The sequence below is a fragment of the Magnetococcales bacterium genome (assembly GCA_015231175.1).
Lineage (GTDB): Bacteria > Pseudomonadota > Magnetococcia > Magnetococcales > DC0425bin3 > HA3dbin3.
In genome coordinates this window covers 15,217-29,214 of sequence record JADGBZ010000040.1, presented here as the reverse complement: position 1 = coordinate 29,214, position 13,998 = coordinate 15,217, and the positions used below count along the sequence as shown (strand labels likewise).

The 13,998-nt window shown below is 56.2% G+C and carries 10 protein-coding genes; 6 read left to right on the top strand and 4 right to left on the bottom strand.

The genetic code is table 11. From position 1 onward, the window contains the following. The 5 genes from HQL63_09855 to HQL63_09835 all read left to right on the top strand — a co-directional run. Positions 1 to 582, top strand: a 582-nt coding sequence (locus HQL63_09855; GenBank protein ID MBF0177133.1) for a PD-(D/E)XK nuclease family transposase, incomplete at its 5' end; no start/stop codon positions are given. Positions 583 to 777: 195 nt separating this feature from the next. Beyond that, positions 778 to 1,665: a glycine--tRNA ligase subunit alpha gene (gene glyQ, locus HQL63_09850; GenBank protein ID MBF0177132.1), complete on the top strand. Its 888-nt coding sequence runs from the start codon at positions 778 to 780 to the stop codon at positions 1,663 to 1,665. After that, positions 1,662 to 3,803 (top strand): glycine--tRNA ligase subunit beta, encoded by a 2,142-nt coding sequence (locus HQL63_09845; protein ID MBF0177131.1) that lies wholly within the window; start codon positions 1,662 to 1,664, stop codon positions 3,801 to 3,803. The genes glyQ and HQL63_09845 overlap by 4 nt, the downstream gene beginning before the upstream one ends. 82 nt (positions 3,804 to 3,885) lie before the next feature. Next, a complete protein-coding gene (locus HQL63_09840; protein MBF0177130.1) occupies positions 3,886 to 6,573 on the top strand; it encodes a pyruvate, phosphate dikinase in 2,688 nt (895 codons plus the stop codon). A 175-nt stretch (positions 6,574 to 6,748) separates the two neighbouring features. After that, positions 6,749 to 9,103 (top strand): methyl-accepting chemotaxis protein, encoded by a 2,355-nt coding sequence (locus HQL63_09835; protein ID MBF0177129.1) that lies wholly within the window; start codon positions 6,749 to 6,751, stop codon positions 9,101 to 9,103. Here the strand turns inward: HQL63_09835 and HQL63_09830 are convergent. The 4 genes from HQL63_09830 to HQL63_09815 all read right to left on the bottom strand — a co-directional run bounded on the left by HQL63_09830 (position 9,100) and on the right by HQL63_09815 (position 13,051). Continuing rightward, positions 9,100 to 10,464 carry a hypothetical protein gene (locus HQL63_09830; GenBank protein ID MBF0177128.1) on the bottom strand — a complete coding sequence of 455 codons (1,365 nt, stop codon included), beginning with the start codon at positions 10,462 to 10,464 and terminating at the stop codon, positions 9,100 to 9,102. The two genes, HQL63_09835 and HQL63_09830, sit on opposite strands and share 4 nt — an antisense overlap. A gap of 40 nt (positions 10,465 to 10,504) precedes the next feature. Then, positions 10,505 to 11,890, bottom strand: a complete 1,386-nt coding sequence (locus HQL63_09825) for a hypothetical protein (protein MBF0177127.1) — start codon at positions 11,888 to 11,890, stop codon at positions 10,505 to 10,507. Beyond that, positions 11,887 to 12,414 (bottom strand): prepilin-type N-terminal cleavage/methylation domain-containing protein, encoded by a 528-nt coding sequence (locus HQL63_09820; GenBank protein MBF0177126.1) that lies wholly within the window; start codon positions 12,412 to 12,414, stop codon positions 11,887 to 11,889. Before HQL63_09820 ends, HQL63_09825 begins: the two co-directional genes overlap by 4 nt. A 337-nt stretch (positions 12,415 to 12,751) precedes the next feature. Beyond that, a complete protein-coding gene (locus tag HQL63_09815) occupies positions 12,752 to 13,051 on the bottom strand; it encodes a type II secretion system protein (protein MBF0177125.1) in 300 nt (99 codons plus the stop codon). A gap of 483 nt (positions 13,052 to 13,534) precedes the next feature. Here HQL63_09815 and HQL63_09810 point away from each other — a divergent pair, with 483 nt between their 5' ends. Then, positions 13,535 to 13,969, top strand: coding sequence for a hypothetical protein (locus HQL63_09810; protein ID MBF0177124.1), 435 nt, complete (start codon positions 13,535 to 13,537; stop codon positions 13,967 to 13,969). Positions 13,970 to 13,998: the final 29 nt, after the last annotated feature.

Here is a 13,998-nt window from a genome sequence, read left to right as displayed (position 1 = left end):
ACCAGACTCAACCAGGTGATTGCGATCACCATCACCGATTTTCTCTTGTTTGAAGGATTCGATCATTGCGTCTCCCGTCACGAGTCCCGGGAGACCATCACCGGCCAATCCCATCTGACGGAAATTTTGCACTACTTTATCGAGCTGCCCAAGTTTGACAAGCCATTGGAGGAGTTGGGTGGGGTTCTTGACCAGTGGATCTGGTTCATCAAATTTGCCGGGTCTCTGGAGGAGGTACCGGAAAGAATGGCCTCGGCACCGATTCGCCACGCCTTTGTCAGAGCCATGATGGCCAATATGTCATGTGAAGAGTTGGAACTTTACGATAAAGCCGGCATCGCCATCCAGGATGCCCGGGGGGCGGTGGAACTTGCACGAGCGGAAGGAGAGGTTCGAGGAGAGGCCAGGGGAAAACAAAAAGGGGCTGCCCATCTCCTGCGTCGCCAACTCCACCAGAAATTTGGTTCCACACTCCCCAAATGGATCGAGGAAAAATTGGCCCTTGCCACCCTGGAAGAGTTGGAAGTCTGGATAGACCGGATGCTTGCCGCCCAGAGCTTCAAGGAACTCTTCAAGAGCTGACTCTGATTGATTTTCCCGCAGAAAGAAATGGGCAAGTCAAAAGGGGGTCTGCCTGAAAAGATCCTGAAATTGGCAAAGGATCTGTTACCTCAGAATTGAAGCAAGCTGGGGCTTGACAGCACACTTCCCATGCAGGTAGCTTGCCGAGTTCACTTCCAATCTTTTGCCCGTGGCTGCGGGGAGGCCTCCGAGACCGTGACCTTCCAGGAATTGATCCTTGCACTTGAATCATACTGGGCACAGCGGGGTTGTGTTATCCAGCAACCCTACGACGTTGAGATGGGCGCTGGGACGTTTCATCCAGCAACATTTCTGCGTGTTCTGGGGCCGGAACCTTGGAATGCGGCCTACGTCCAGCCTTCCCGCCGTCCTGCCGATGGGCGTTACGGCGAAAACCCCAATCGCCTCCAACACTATTACCAATTTCAGGTCATCCTGAAGCCTTCTCCGGCTGATATTCAGGATCTTTACCTCGACTCTTTGCGAACGATTGGCATCAACCCCAGCCACCACGATATCCGTTTTGTAGAGGATGACTGGGAAAGTCCCACCTTGGGGGCCTGGGGACTGGGTTGGGAGGTATGGCTCGACGGTATGGAAGTGACCCAATTCACCTATTTTCAGCAGGTCGGTGGCGTTGAAGTCCATCCCGTCGCCGGTGAGATCACCTACGGTTTGGAACGGTTGGCCATGTATATCCAGGGCGTAGAGAATGTTTACGACCTGAAATGGACCCAAACCATAACCTATGGGGACATCTACCACCGCAATGAGGTGGAGTATTCCCACTTCAATTTCCGCTTGGCCCATGTTGAGCTCCTGTTTCGGCTCTTTGGTGATCACGAGAGCGAGGCTTTACGGCTTGTAGAGGCGGAGTTGCCACTCCCGGCCTATGACCAAGTCATCAAGGCATCGCATGCGTTCAACCTTCTCGATGCGCGTGGGGCCATCAGCGTCACGGAACGTGCCCGTTACATCGGGCGAGTCCGCAACCTGGCCAGACAGGTTGCCGATGGTTACATCCGTCAGCGCGAACGCCTTGGATTTCCTCTTTTACGCCATCTTCAGGGAGAGCAGCCATGAGCGAACTCCTCCTGGAAGTTGGTTGTGAGGAGATCCCAGCCCGCATGCTCCCGGATGCGATCAATGGTCTGGGCGAACGCTTGGCCGCAGCCCTGCATCAGGCTGGTTTGACCCATGGACGCATCGACTGTCACGGCACTCCTCGCCGCCTGATGGCCGGGGTGGAGGAGTTGGCATTTCAACAACCGGACTGCATCGAGGATCGCCGCGGACCTGCCGTCGAGAAGGCCTTTGACAGCGCTGGCAAACCCACCAAGGCCGCTCTGGGTTTTGCTCGCTCCTGTGGCTTGGCCATGCAGCAACTCGCCAGAGAAAGCACACCCAAAGGGGAGTATCTGGTTGCGCGTATCTCCCAACCTGGACGTCCAGCCCGGGAAATCCTCGTCGACCTCATTCCCAACCTGATCGGAAACCTGCCATGGCCGAAAACCATGCGCTGGGGGGCAGGACAATTTCGTTTCGTTCGTCCCATCCACAATCTTGTGGTTCTCCTGGATGGTGAACTCCTTGACGTCAACCTGGCGGGTATCCAGGCCGGCGACCAGGTGTCCGGGCATCGCTTCATGGCTCCGGGGTACTATCGTGTGACAGGTCTTTACCAGTACATGGACCTTCTGGCGACCGTCAGGGTCATCCTGTCGCAAAAAAGCCGTGAAGATGTCATTCGTGCCGGAGCGACAAGGTTGGCGGAGCAGGTTGGTGGGCGCCCTCTGATCGCTCCCTCCCTCCTGGCGGAAAACGCCTGCCTCACGGAGTGGCCTGTCCCGATGCGTGGTGAATTCGATGTCAAGTACCTGGACATCCCCCCAGAGGTGTTGACCACATCCATGCAGCACCATCAGAAATATTTTCCGGTGGTCGATGCCGCCAACAAACTCCTCCCCTACTTTATCCTGGTCGCCAACATGGAGGTGCCTGATCCGTCGGTCTTGATTCAAGGCAACCAGAGGGTTCTGCGCGCCCGTCTGGAAGATGCCGCATTCTACTGGAAGGTTGACCGCGAAACCCCTTTGGAGAGGCGCCGTGACGGTTTGCGGCAGGTTGTTTTTCAGGCTCGTCTCGGTACTCTGTGGCAAAAATCCCAGCGTGTGGAAGCCCTTGCCGTTCAGTTGGCCCACGCTGTCGCCTCCGATGCCCTGCCCGGTGTTGCCGCTGCCGCTCCCCTCGCCAAGTGTGATCTGATCACCGGCATGGTGGGGGAGTTTCCCGAGTTGCAGGGGATCATGGGTGGATATTATGCACGCGCTGCCGGTCTGGATTACGACGCTGCCATCGCCATCGCCGATCACTACAAGCCCCAGGGCGCTGCCGACTCGCTGCCAGAGAACGTGCCGGGCAAACTGCTGGCCCTCGCCGACAAACTGGATACCCTGGTCGGCTGTTTCGGGATTGGTCTCGTTCCCACGGGAGCCAAGGATCCTTTTGCCCTGCGTCGGGCTGCCCTGGGGATCATCCGCATCGTTCTGGAGTTCTCCGCCCACGCGCCGCGCCAGGGGGAACAACAGGCACTTCCGCAGATCAATCTGCGTCAGTGGATTCTGGCCGCCTGCCAGGGCTACGCTACCCATGGGGAAAAACTGGACCGGGACGACTCCGCCATCTCCCATGAGCTCATGGCCTTCTTTCTGGGCAGGTTACGCTCCCACCTGAAAGCGGAGGCGATCGACCACGATCTTATCGATGCCGTCGAGGCTCTGGGTCTCGATGACCTGGCCGACATCGTGCGCCGCGTCCACGCCCTGAACGCATTCAAGCAACTCCCCTCTTACGCTGCCCTGGTCGCCGCCAACAAACGTATCGCCAACATTTTGCGCCAGAGTGACGCACTGGCCGCCGATATGGCATTGGCGAACGACATCGGGAGTGGTACAATGGAGAATCCTGCAGAACAGGGGTTGCGGGAAGCCATGGAAAAATTGGAGACTGTCGTGGCTGCGTATGCCGGTCAGGGGGACTACCAAGCTGCGTTGGATACACTGGCCGGTCTGCGTGAGGTGATCGACCGCTTTTTTGATGAAATCCTGGTTATGGATTCCGACATGGGCGTTCGGCGACGGCGTATCGATCTCCTGTCCCGGGTCCGCAACATGTTCGCCCGCGTGGCCGATGTCAGCCGCTTGGTGCTCCCTGAGGTTTGAGACCACCGGAATCGGGTGAAATTCAAGTCAAGTTTGCACTGTCCATTTGCTTTTAATTCAAGAGAAGGAAGGTAACGCGATCATGGCCAACAAAAAGGTATATTACTTCGGCGACGGTTCCGCCGATGGTGAGGCTTCCATGAAAAACCTCCTGGGCGGCAAAGGCGCCAACCTGGCGGAAATGTGCCGTATCGGAATCATGGTACCAGCCGGATTTACCATCACCACCGAAGTCTGCACGGAGTATTACAACCTCGGAAAAAAAATGCCCGGCGATCTTCACGACGAGGTCAACGCCGCTCTTGCCAAGGTAGAGAAGAGCATGAACGCCAAGTTTGGCGATGCCGACAACCCTCTCCTGGTGTCGGTACGCTCCGGCGCCCGCGCCTCCATGCCAGGCATGATGGACACCGTCCTCAATCTGGGCCTCAATGATACCACCATCAAAGGCTTGATCAAAAAATCCGGTGACGAGCGCTTTGCCTATGACTCCTATCGCCGCTTTGTCCAGATGTATTCCAAGGTGGTGATGGGCGTCGATGCCGACCACTTCGAGCACCATATCGACAAGGTCAAAGAGCAGAAAAAGATCAAACTCGACACCGAGTTGACTGCCGCCGACTGGAAAGCCATGGTGGGTGACTTCAAGGCCATCGTGCAGAAGGATGCCGGCAAGCCCTTCCCGGAAGATCCCCGCGATCAACTGTGGGGAGCCATCGGCGCCGTGTTCAGTTCCTGGATGAAACAGAGCGCCATCACCTATCGCCGCCTGCACGAAATTCCCGAATGGTGGGGTACCGCCGTCAACGTTCAGTCCATGGTCTTCGGCAACATGGGCAATGACAGCGCCACGGGCGTGGCCTTCTCCCGCGACCCTGCCACGGGTGACAAGCGCTTCTACGGCGAATTCCTCATCAATGCCCAGGGCGAAGATGTGGTGGCCGGCATCCGGACGCCGCAACAGATCACCGTTGCCGGCAAAAATCTGCAAAAATCCGATCTACCCGCCATGGAAGAGGCGATGCCCGATCTCTACCGGCAGCTTTGTGACAACTACAGAAAGCTGGAAGATCACTACCGCGACATGCAAGACATGGAGTTTACCATCCAGCAGAACAAACTCTGGATGCTCCAGACCCGCACCGGCAAGCGGACCGCAGCCGCCGCCCTGAAAATTGCCGTGGACATGGTCAACGAAGGGATGATCACCAAGGCCGAGGCCGTGGCCCGCGTGGAAGCCGGTTCCCTGGATCAGGTTCTTCATCCCACTTTTGACCCCAAGGCCAAGAAGGCTGCTGAAATCCTGGCGATCGGTCTGGCCGCCTCGCCTGGTGCCGGCGCCGGCATGGCCGTCTTCACGGCTGACGAAGCCGAAGCCTGGGCCAAAGATGGCAAGCAGGTCATACTGGTCCGCGAAGAGACCAGCCCGGAAGATATTCATGGCATGCACGCCTCCAAGGGCATTCTGACCGCTCGCGGTGGCATGACCTCGCATGCGGCGGTCGTGGCTCGCGGCATGGGAACCCCCTGCGTCGCTGGTTGCGGCGCCATCCGCATCAAGGGCAAGGAATTTACGACGGACAAGGGCAAGGTGGTCAAACAGGGTGACTGGATCTCCATCGACGGCTCTACCGGGCAGGTCATGCTTGGCAAGATTGGAACCCAGCAGCCTGCGTTGACCGGCGACTTCGGCACCTTCATGACCTGGGCCGACGAGTTCCGCACCATGAAGGTCCGGACCAACGCCGACACTCCGGAAGACGCCGCTCAGGCTGTCAAGTTTGGCGCCGAAGGCATCGGCCTGTGCCGCACCGAGCACATGTTCTTCCAGGAAGACCGGATCATCGCCGTGCGCGAGATGATTCTTGCCAAGGACGAGGCCTCCCGCCGTAAGGCATTGGCCAAACTGCTCCCCATTCAACGGGGCGACTTTGAAGGAATCTTCCGCGCCATGGGACCGCGTCCCGTCACCATCCGGTTGCTGGATCCCCCGCTGCACGAGTTCATTCCCCACGACGCCAAAGGCCAGGAAGAGGTCGCCAAGGTTCTTGGCGTCTCCGCCTCCGAAGTCAAAGATCGCGTTTCTGCCCTGAAAGAGTTCAACCCCATGTTGGGTCACCGGGGCTGCCGTCTGGGCATCACCTATCCGGAAATTTATGAAATGCAGGTTCAGGCCATCATGGAAGCCGCCTGCAATGTCATGAAGCAGGACAAGACGGACATCATTCCGGAGATCATGATCCCCCTCGTCGCTTACCTCAGCGAGTTGGCCAGCCTGCGGGTCCGCTGCGTCAACATTTGCGAGTCGGTCATCAAAGAGAAGGGGATGAAGGTCAAATACATGATCGGCACCATGATCGAGCTGCCCCGCGCCGCACTGATCGCCGACAAAATCGCCAAGGAAGCCGAGTTCTTCTCCTTCGGCACCAACGACCTCACCCAGACGGCGTTGGGCATCTCCCGCGACGATGCCGGTGTCTTCCTGACCGAATACGTCGACAAAAAACTTATCGAGAAGGATCCCTTCGTCTCCATCGATCAGGAGGGTGTCGGCCAGCTCGTCGCCATGGGCGTCACGAAAGGTCGCCAAGGGCGTCCAGGCATGAAGATTGGCGTCTGCGGTGAACATGGCGGTGATCCCAGCTCCATCCGCTTCTTCCACAAGGCCGGTCTGGATTACGTTTCCTGTTCGCCGTTCCGGGTGCCTATCGCCCGTCTGGCTGCTGCCCAGGCCGCTCTTGAAAAGGGTGAGGTCTCCAGCACAGCCTGAGTTTTCGTAAACATCTGATCCCCATCTCCTCCGCTGGATCCGTTCCAGCGGAGGAAGATGGGTGACAGGTCATTTTGTTGTGTTTCATTGCCCGTATTTTTTTTCGGGCATTTTTTTTATTGTTGGCAGCTGTTCGGCGCCCTTTCAGCGACCCATTCCAAACGACATGATGCTTATGCTGTCAAATTTGTCCCTCACCACTCGACAACGTGTCCTTGACCTCAGTCTGCGCACCAAGATTCTTGGGGTGTTACTCTTGGCCATGGCCTTGACCGGCATCATCCTGGGCTCTCTTAGCTACCATGAGGCACAGCGCAATATCGGTGAACATGCCGAGGTTGCTTCCAAAACATTTCGTGAACTGGTGGACAGCGCCATCTCCATCAAGGAACGTGATTATGCCATGACTCTGGAGACCATCATCCAGAACAGGGTGATGATGGATGCCTTTGCCAAAGGAGATCGGGCAACCCTGACGCAGCTGACCGTGCCGTTTTTTGAGGAACGGCTCAATACGACATTCAATATTGAACAGTTTCAATTTCACCTGCCACCCGCCACCAGCTTTCTGCGAGTTCACGAGCCCAAGAAGTTCGCCGATGATCTCTCCCAATTCCGCAAAACGGTCATCACCGCCAACCGGGATCACAAACCTGTGATTGGCCTGGAGGTTGGACGCGCCGGACCTGGTTTGCGTGTTGTCTACCCAGTAGCGATCTCCGGCCAACATATCGGCTCGGTTGAATTCGGCGGGGATCTCAAGGGTATTTTTGCCTCAGCTCAAAAAGCCACGGGAGCGGAGTTTGCCCTCGGCATTCGCGCCAAGGTCTTCGAGAATGCCAAACGGTTTGCCGACTCCAGTCGCGATGTGGTGAACGGCGAGATGGTTTATTATGACTTTTCAAGCCCGACCACCAAAAAAATTCTGACCCGTTTCCTGGCCCAATCTCCTGACCCAGTCCAGAGTGTCGATGGTCGCGACTGGATGCGCGCCAACTTTCCTTTGACCGACTATAGCGGAGCCAGCGTTGGCCATGTTGCTGTTTTTACTGATGTAACATCCATGCGGTCCCAGGCTTTGCGGGAGTTGGTTTTCAAATTGGGCATCATGGCCCTGCTGGCCTTGCTGGTTGGGGTCGGCATCTATTATTTACTGCATACCCTGCTCCTCTCACCTATTCAACAAGCGGTGGCATTTGCCAGTCGTCTCTCCCAGGGAGACCTGACCGAGCACCTGTCGATTCATCGCCGGGACGAAATGGGTACCCTGGTCCATGCCCTGAACCACATGTGTGGCAACCTGGGTGACATCATCAAAAACCTGGCCCAGCGTTCCAGGGAGTTGGACGAAAACGCCACCTCATTCGGTCAGGTTTCGGAGGAGTTGTTTGCCGGAGCCGGTGATCTGGAAAAGAAGGCCAAGACCGTACACGACACCATCCTGGAGTTGGACGGACGCATGATCACCGTGGCATCGGCCATGGAAGAGATGAACGCCAACATGAGCAGCGTTGCCCACACCTCAGAACAAATGAGCGCCAATATGGGCACCATCTCATCGGCTGCGGAAGAGGCCAGCACCAACCTGAACACCGTGGCATCGGCTGCCGAGCAGGCCAGCACCAACATGATTGGGGTCAAGGAGTCCGTCGGTCGTTCCAGCGACAATATTCACTCCATCACCTCTGCCATTGCCGCACTATCCACCACCCTGGTCCAGGTGCGCAACAAGTGCGACATGGCCTCCAGGGAGTCGGAAACGGCCAGCCAAAACTCGAAAACCAACAGCATGGTCATGTCCCGTCTGGCTGAATCCGTGCAGGAAATCGGCAAGGTGGTCGAGGTGATCAACAACATTGCCGATCAAACCAACATGCTGGCCCTGAATGCCGCCATCGAGGCCGCCGGAGCTGGTGAGGCCGGCAAGGGTTTTGCCGTTGTAGCCAACGAGGTCAAAGAATTGGCCCGGCAAACCGGAGAAGCCACAAAAATGATTGCGGATCGCATCGACCTGATACGCAATCAGACCGATGAGGTCAACGATGCCACCACACAAGTGACACACATCATTGACCGCATCCGCCAGGTCAATGAAGACATTCTTTTTGCCATGGAGGAACAGGAGAAGAGCGTCATCTCCATCGCCGACAACATGAATGCCACCTCCCAGGAGACTTCCCAGGTTTCTCTCCTGGTTGAGCAATCCACCACAGGGTTTGCCGAGATCAGCCGCAGCGTCCACGAAATATCCCAAGGCATCCACGAAGTCACCCGCAATGTCGCCGAGGCCTCCACGGGAGTCGGGGAGATGTCGCGCAACGTGGCAGAGGCGACTCTGGCCAGTCAGGAGATTGCCCGCAACATCGCCGCCACGACCCAACTCTCCACCCATGTGGTTCAATCCATGATCGAGGTCAACTTGGCCAGCCAAAACATCTTCGATCACGGTGCCATCGTCGACAAGCGTGCGCGTGAGGTCCAACAAATCTCCTCGGCGCAGGTCGAAAAACTGGGCGGTTTCCGGCTTTAATACAACTCTTGCCAGGATCCCATCGTCACAACGCTCTTGCCACCTTCGTCCAACAATCCCAACGCCTCATCGTAATTGAATGCGACATTGCCATTATTGGAAATGGAAGCGCCGCGTACCGCACCGATCACACCTGGGTTTCCGCCCATACTGATGGGCATCAGGGGCGCATAAATCACCCCGTTGAGTTGGGCGTTTCCTCCCAGACGCAGCGCAGTGGCGCCACTGTAACTGTCATAGATGCGGAAATGAATGGGCAAGCCGGCGTTGGCAAGCCCATTACCCTGAATGTCAACCGGACCTGTGGTATACAAGGTGAGCGTTGATCCGTTCAGAAGGTTCAAAACACCATTACCACCAACGCTGAAGGTACCGCCGCCTGACATATAAATGGTCAGATTGGCGCCATTCGTAACATTGAAAACAGCATTGCCAGCGATACTCAAGTTGCCACCTCCGGTCACGTAGATGACATAGTTTCCCGGGCCAACCATGTTCATGGTCCGGTTGGATCCCAAACTGAAAGAGGTGGCATAATAGGTCACGGCGGCAACGAAGGCGCCATTGCCAGTCCAGGAGTATGCCGTCGCTGTTCCGGCAGGCACGGCTGCACTGAGTTGACCAGACACGAGGGCTGTCACCCCCAACGGGTCACAATCCGCAGAGGTAGTCGTGGCCGCCACCCCGCTGGAGCTTGAACCCAATATGTGGGTGTTGGGTTGGAGGGAGATGGTTCCGGTTACTTTGGCATCCGCATAAACAGTCGAGTTTCCGACCAAATTCAGGTTGCTTCCACTCCCGGTGGTTGTGACGTTTCCGTGTTCTTCGACATTTCCGTTCAACGTTATGGGAGCGTTCGCATGGATCGTCCTGATGTGCCCATGTCCCAGCAGATTGGCCATGCTGACACTGCTGTTGACGCTGTTGATATGCACGTTCCCATTCAAGTTGATCCCCTGACAACCCACTATGCCGGCATCCCACATTCCCTGTACCGTGCAAGTGACCATCTCGCGTATTTTACGCTGGGACGATCCCATTGTACCCGTTGCATCAAATTGGAACTGATTGTTTCCCAAGGAAGTTATGCCAACAGAAAAGCTCTCCCCAACGGCCAGTTGACCGGTCACGGGCAAAGTCAGACCAACCAGGGAACACGATTGGGCAACCAAACGGTATTTGGCATTTTCCATACCCGACTCGGCCAAAAACAGGGCGCGTCCTCCGTGGATGACCTCAATGGTTTCCAAGGTTTCCACGCCGGACATGCGTGCCATGGCCGCCACCAGGGCGCCTATTCCCAGAATCAGGAACAAGGCAACCATCAGCAAGGATCCGGACTCCTTCGTATGGGGAACCATGGCACTCTCCTCGCATGTCTCTCTCGTTGGAAAGTCAACCTTAATACAACTCCTGCCAGGCACCCACGGCAATGACTCCCTTGCTGCCATCGGGTATATCCTTCAAATCTTCATCGTAGAAAAAGTTGGGCGTGCCCTGATCCTTGGAGATCACCCGGCCCCACATGCCGCCAATCAGGGTTGAGTTTCCCAACATGTTTACCGCAGCCAGAGGTGCGTAAACCACGCTGGCCAACGATGATCCACCTCCCTGGCCAACCGTACCGCTGGAGCTGCTGTAGATTTTAAAATGATCGGCAAGGTTGCCTGCGTAACCTTGTGCCTCAAGATCCACATCCCCTGTGGTATACAACGTCAAGAATGAAGTGGGATCGATGTACAACGTACCCTTGATGTCGAAAACGCCGCCACCGGCCATGTAAACTGTGAGGTTGGCTCCATGAGTCAGGTTGAGACTGGACTGGTTGCCGATGGTAAAAGCCCCGCCACCCGCAATGTAAATGTTGAAGTTTCTCTTTGCCCCGCCACCCGGTCCAAGCAGATTGACCACAACGTGGCTGCCACTCAGATCATAGGAGCTGACATGGTAGTTGGTTGCAGTGCCAACGGTCGTGGTGGTGTTGTTCCCCGGGGCATAACTCGTCGCAACGGGTGGATTTCCACCATATGCACCGGCCAGGTAGGATGTCATCTTGCCGGAGACCAGAGTGGTGACTTGGAGCGGGTCGCAATCGGCTGCCGTGGTTGTGGCCATCATACCGGAAACCTTTGCGCCATCGATGCTCGTTCCGATGATCGTTCCGGTCACCTTGGCATCACCATATATCCGCGAGCTGCCCCCGACCGACACATGGCTGCCTGCACCCGTCGTGATGGCATCCCCATGCAGATTGACATTGCCACTCAAATGAATGGGCGCCCCGGGATTGATGGTACGCACGTCGCCATTATTCAGATTGGTTTGCCCGGTTCCAGAATCAAGGGCATCGGTCAGCACGGTGCCGCCCATGGTGACACCCTGACAACCGATCAGGCCGCCCGCCCGCCATATGCCCTGTACCGTACAAGTGGCGATCTGCCGCACCTTGCGCTGCGCTGAACTGGTCATACCGGTGGCGTCCAGTTGAAACTGGTTGCCCCCCAAGGCCGTCATATCGACAGAAAAACTCTCTCCACTGGCAAGCTGACCCGTTACCGGCAAGGTCAACCCTGCCAGGGTACACGCCTGGGATCGAAGAAGATATTTGGCTTTTTCCAGACCTGATTCCGCCAAAAACAGGGCACGTCCTCCCCGCACAGCCTCACTCGTCTCCAGGGTTTCCACCCCGGCCATCCGTGCGGTCGCCGCCACCAGCGCCCCGATCCCCAGAATCAGAAACAGGGCAACCATCAACAGAGATCCGGATTCCTTCGTATGGGCGTTCATGGTGAATTCCTCGGATTGATGCTGGTTGAGAAAACGACACTCCCGCCATTCACGTGTTGGCGCATGATCGTGAGGGTTATGTCAACCAATCTGACCGGTGGCGCATCATTGTTGGAGGTAAAACCGATGGAGGCCACATGATCCGCCAACACCGCCGACACCCCTGCTTGTGTCCGGACGAGCTGATTGTCACCGTTGACGACATAGGTCACCGTGCTGCCACCCCCTTGCGGGGTGAATTGCACTTGTGCCTGGTCGGCAAAAGGAACCGTGTCGCTGGTTATGTCGGTCGCGGATCTCAATTCCCGACTCATTCGAGCCATGGCCAGACGATCCTGAGTGGAAACGTTGTTCAGATCGCGTTCCTGGAGATAGGCCTCCATATAGTTGCCGATCAGCGGTGCAGCCAAGCTCGAAACGATCCCCATGATCAAGATCACCAGGAGCATCTCCACCAACGAGAAACCGCATGACCGATGAAACCACGTTTTTGCCCTTGTCTCTGCCGCCGTTCGGTGTTTCATAACCCACCCAATCATAAAATAATCATCATGATGCCATATTCACTCACGAAACGGGTTCCAGGGGGCCGGCTCCCTGGCGGGGCCTAAGACGGTGTCCTGGTGGGGTTCGGGACAAAGCCCTGACAAAGGCTTTCATATCCAAGCTTTTCTTGAAAGGGTGCTGAAAAGGGTGCTGAAAGTTACCCGAATAGTTACAAACAATCATGGTTTTAATCTGTCAGGAACAGAAAGGGGGAGTGTCCCTGTTGCCTCCAGACACCCCCCCTCATCCCGTTCTGGTTTGACTATCCGGCCCCCTATCGGGAGGATAGGCGCCAGGACTTTGCTGCAACAACCGTCACTGTGTCAAAGCAGCCACCCCACCCGCTCTCGCCGTTGGGGCAACACCGCAGAGTCCGTTGGCAGCCGACAGTGCTGCGAAGGTTTGCCCGGCAGCCTCGCCCTGGGTAATGCAGGCATTCCACTTCGTCACCGTCTGGTCCGTGAGCTGGTCGACGTTGGCAGTGGCCGTTCCGGTCAGGTTCCCGAACTGGGACACCGCGATGCCGCCCAGGATACCGATCACCAAGATCACGATCAACAACTCAACCAAAGTGAAACCCTCTTCCTTACCCGATTTGCGTTTGATGGTCTTCATGGTCATTCTCCCGTACCTCTAACGAGGATTTTCTGCTGAAGTAACATCGGCCCGGGAAACGCTCCCGGAACCGTTTGCCCACCAGGGCGTTGACTATCCCATTTCAATTCGCGTGCCATTCAGATAATTACCATTAAATTCAATATTTAAACAGGGACATTCTCCACATTCCATCCGCAGGTCGGAAAAAATTCTCCCATTTGAGGGAAAATGTAAATGATCGTTTTTATGTAACGTATACATTTGTACACACACCCCTCAGACACCCACCTTTTCCGCAACGATTGTTGACACTGCCCGTTGGCACATCCCCTCTCCTGGCAACCCTGGGGCTCCTCTACATGGAAAAAGCCCAAAACACGCCGTGCGCCCCCGCAAACCGGCCACTTCACAGGGGTGACATCCCCATGAAAACGACATAGAATCCGTAGCGAGCCTTTGGGTTTGAAATGTACAATTTCCACCAAGAACAGGTCACCCCCCATGATCAAACCGAATCTCTTTCCACTCGCATCAGTCTGCGTTCTTTCCCTGTTGGTTTTGCAAACCCCAACCGGAGCCCAAGCCGCATGTGAAGATGCGGCGTGTTATCAAAAACAGGCAACAGACATCGACTTGCTCGCCCGCAAGCGCAAAAGCGAACAAACACAAAAAAAGAAGGAGTTCGACGAGTGGTATCAGTATGAATCACTCCGCATCGAGATCATGGAGTCCACCGTAGAAGTTTACAACGCCATCACCGCCATCCTGACGACCTGCAAAAAAGATGAGGGGCGAGGTAAAATAAACGAGATCATGAATCAACTTTCAAAAATTCAAATGCGCGACCAGGACAAGGACAAGTCACAGCTTGCGAAACAATACATGCAAAACGCCAAAAAAATCCTGAAGGATGCGCAAGCCCTTTGCAAAGAATGAACGGGAGCCGACCCCCGGGCCCCCGATGC

What these genes read in the sequence shown, in the direction of transcription:
- HQL63_09845 (MBF0177131.1), top strand. Translation starts at nt 1,662, where the DNA reads ATGAGCGAACTCCTCCTGGAAGTTGGTTGTGAGGAGATCCCAGCCCGC.
- HQL63_09840 (MBF0177130.1), top strand. Translation starts at nt 3,886, where the DNA reads ATGGCCAACAAAAAGGTATATTACTTCGGCGACGGTTCCGCCGATGGT.
- HQL63_09835 (MBF0177129.1), top strand. Translation starts at nt 6,749, where the DNA reads ATGCTGTCAAATTTGTCCCTCACCACTCGACAACGTGTCCTTGACCTC.
- HQL63_09830 (MBF0177128.1), bottom strand. Translation starts at nt 10,464, where the DNA reads ATGGTTCCCCATACGAAGGAGTCCGGATCCTTGCTGATGGTTGCCTTG.
- HQL63_09825 (MBF0177127.1), bottom strand. Translation starts at nt 11,890, where the DNA reads ATGAACGCCCATACGAAGGAATCCGGATCTCTGTTGATGGTTGCCCTG.
- HQL63_09820 (MBF0177126.1), bottom strand. Translation starts at nt 12,414, where the DNA reads ATGAAACACCGAACGGCGGCAGAGACAAGGGCAAAAACGTGGTTTCAT.
- HQL63_09815 (MBF0177125.1), bottom strand. Translation starts at nt 13,051, where the DNA reads ATGAAGACCATCAAACGCAAATCGGGTAAGGAAGAGGGTTTCACTTTG.
- HQL63_09810 (MBF0177124.1), top strand. Translation starts at nt 13,535, where the DNA reads ATGATCAAACCGAATCTCTTTCCACTCGCATCAGTCTGCGTTCTTTCC.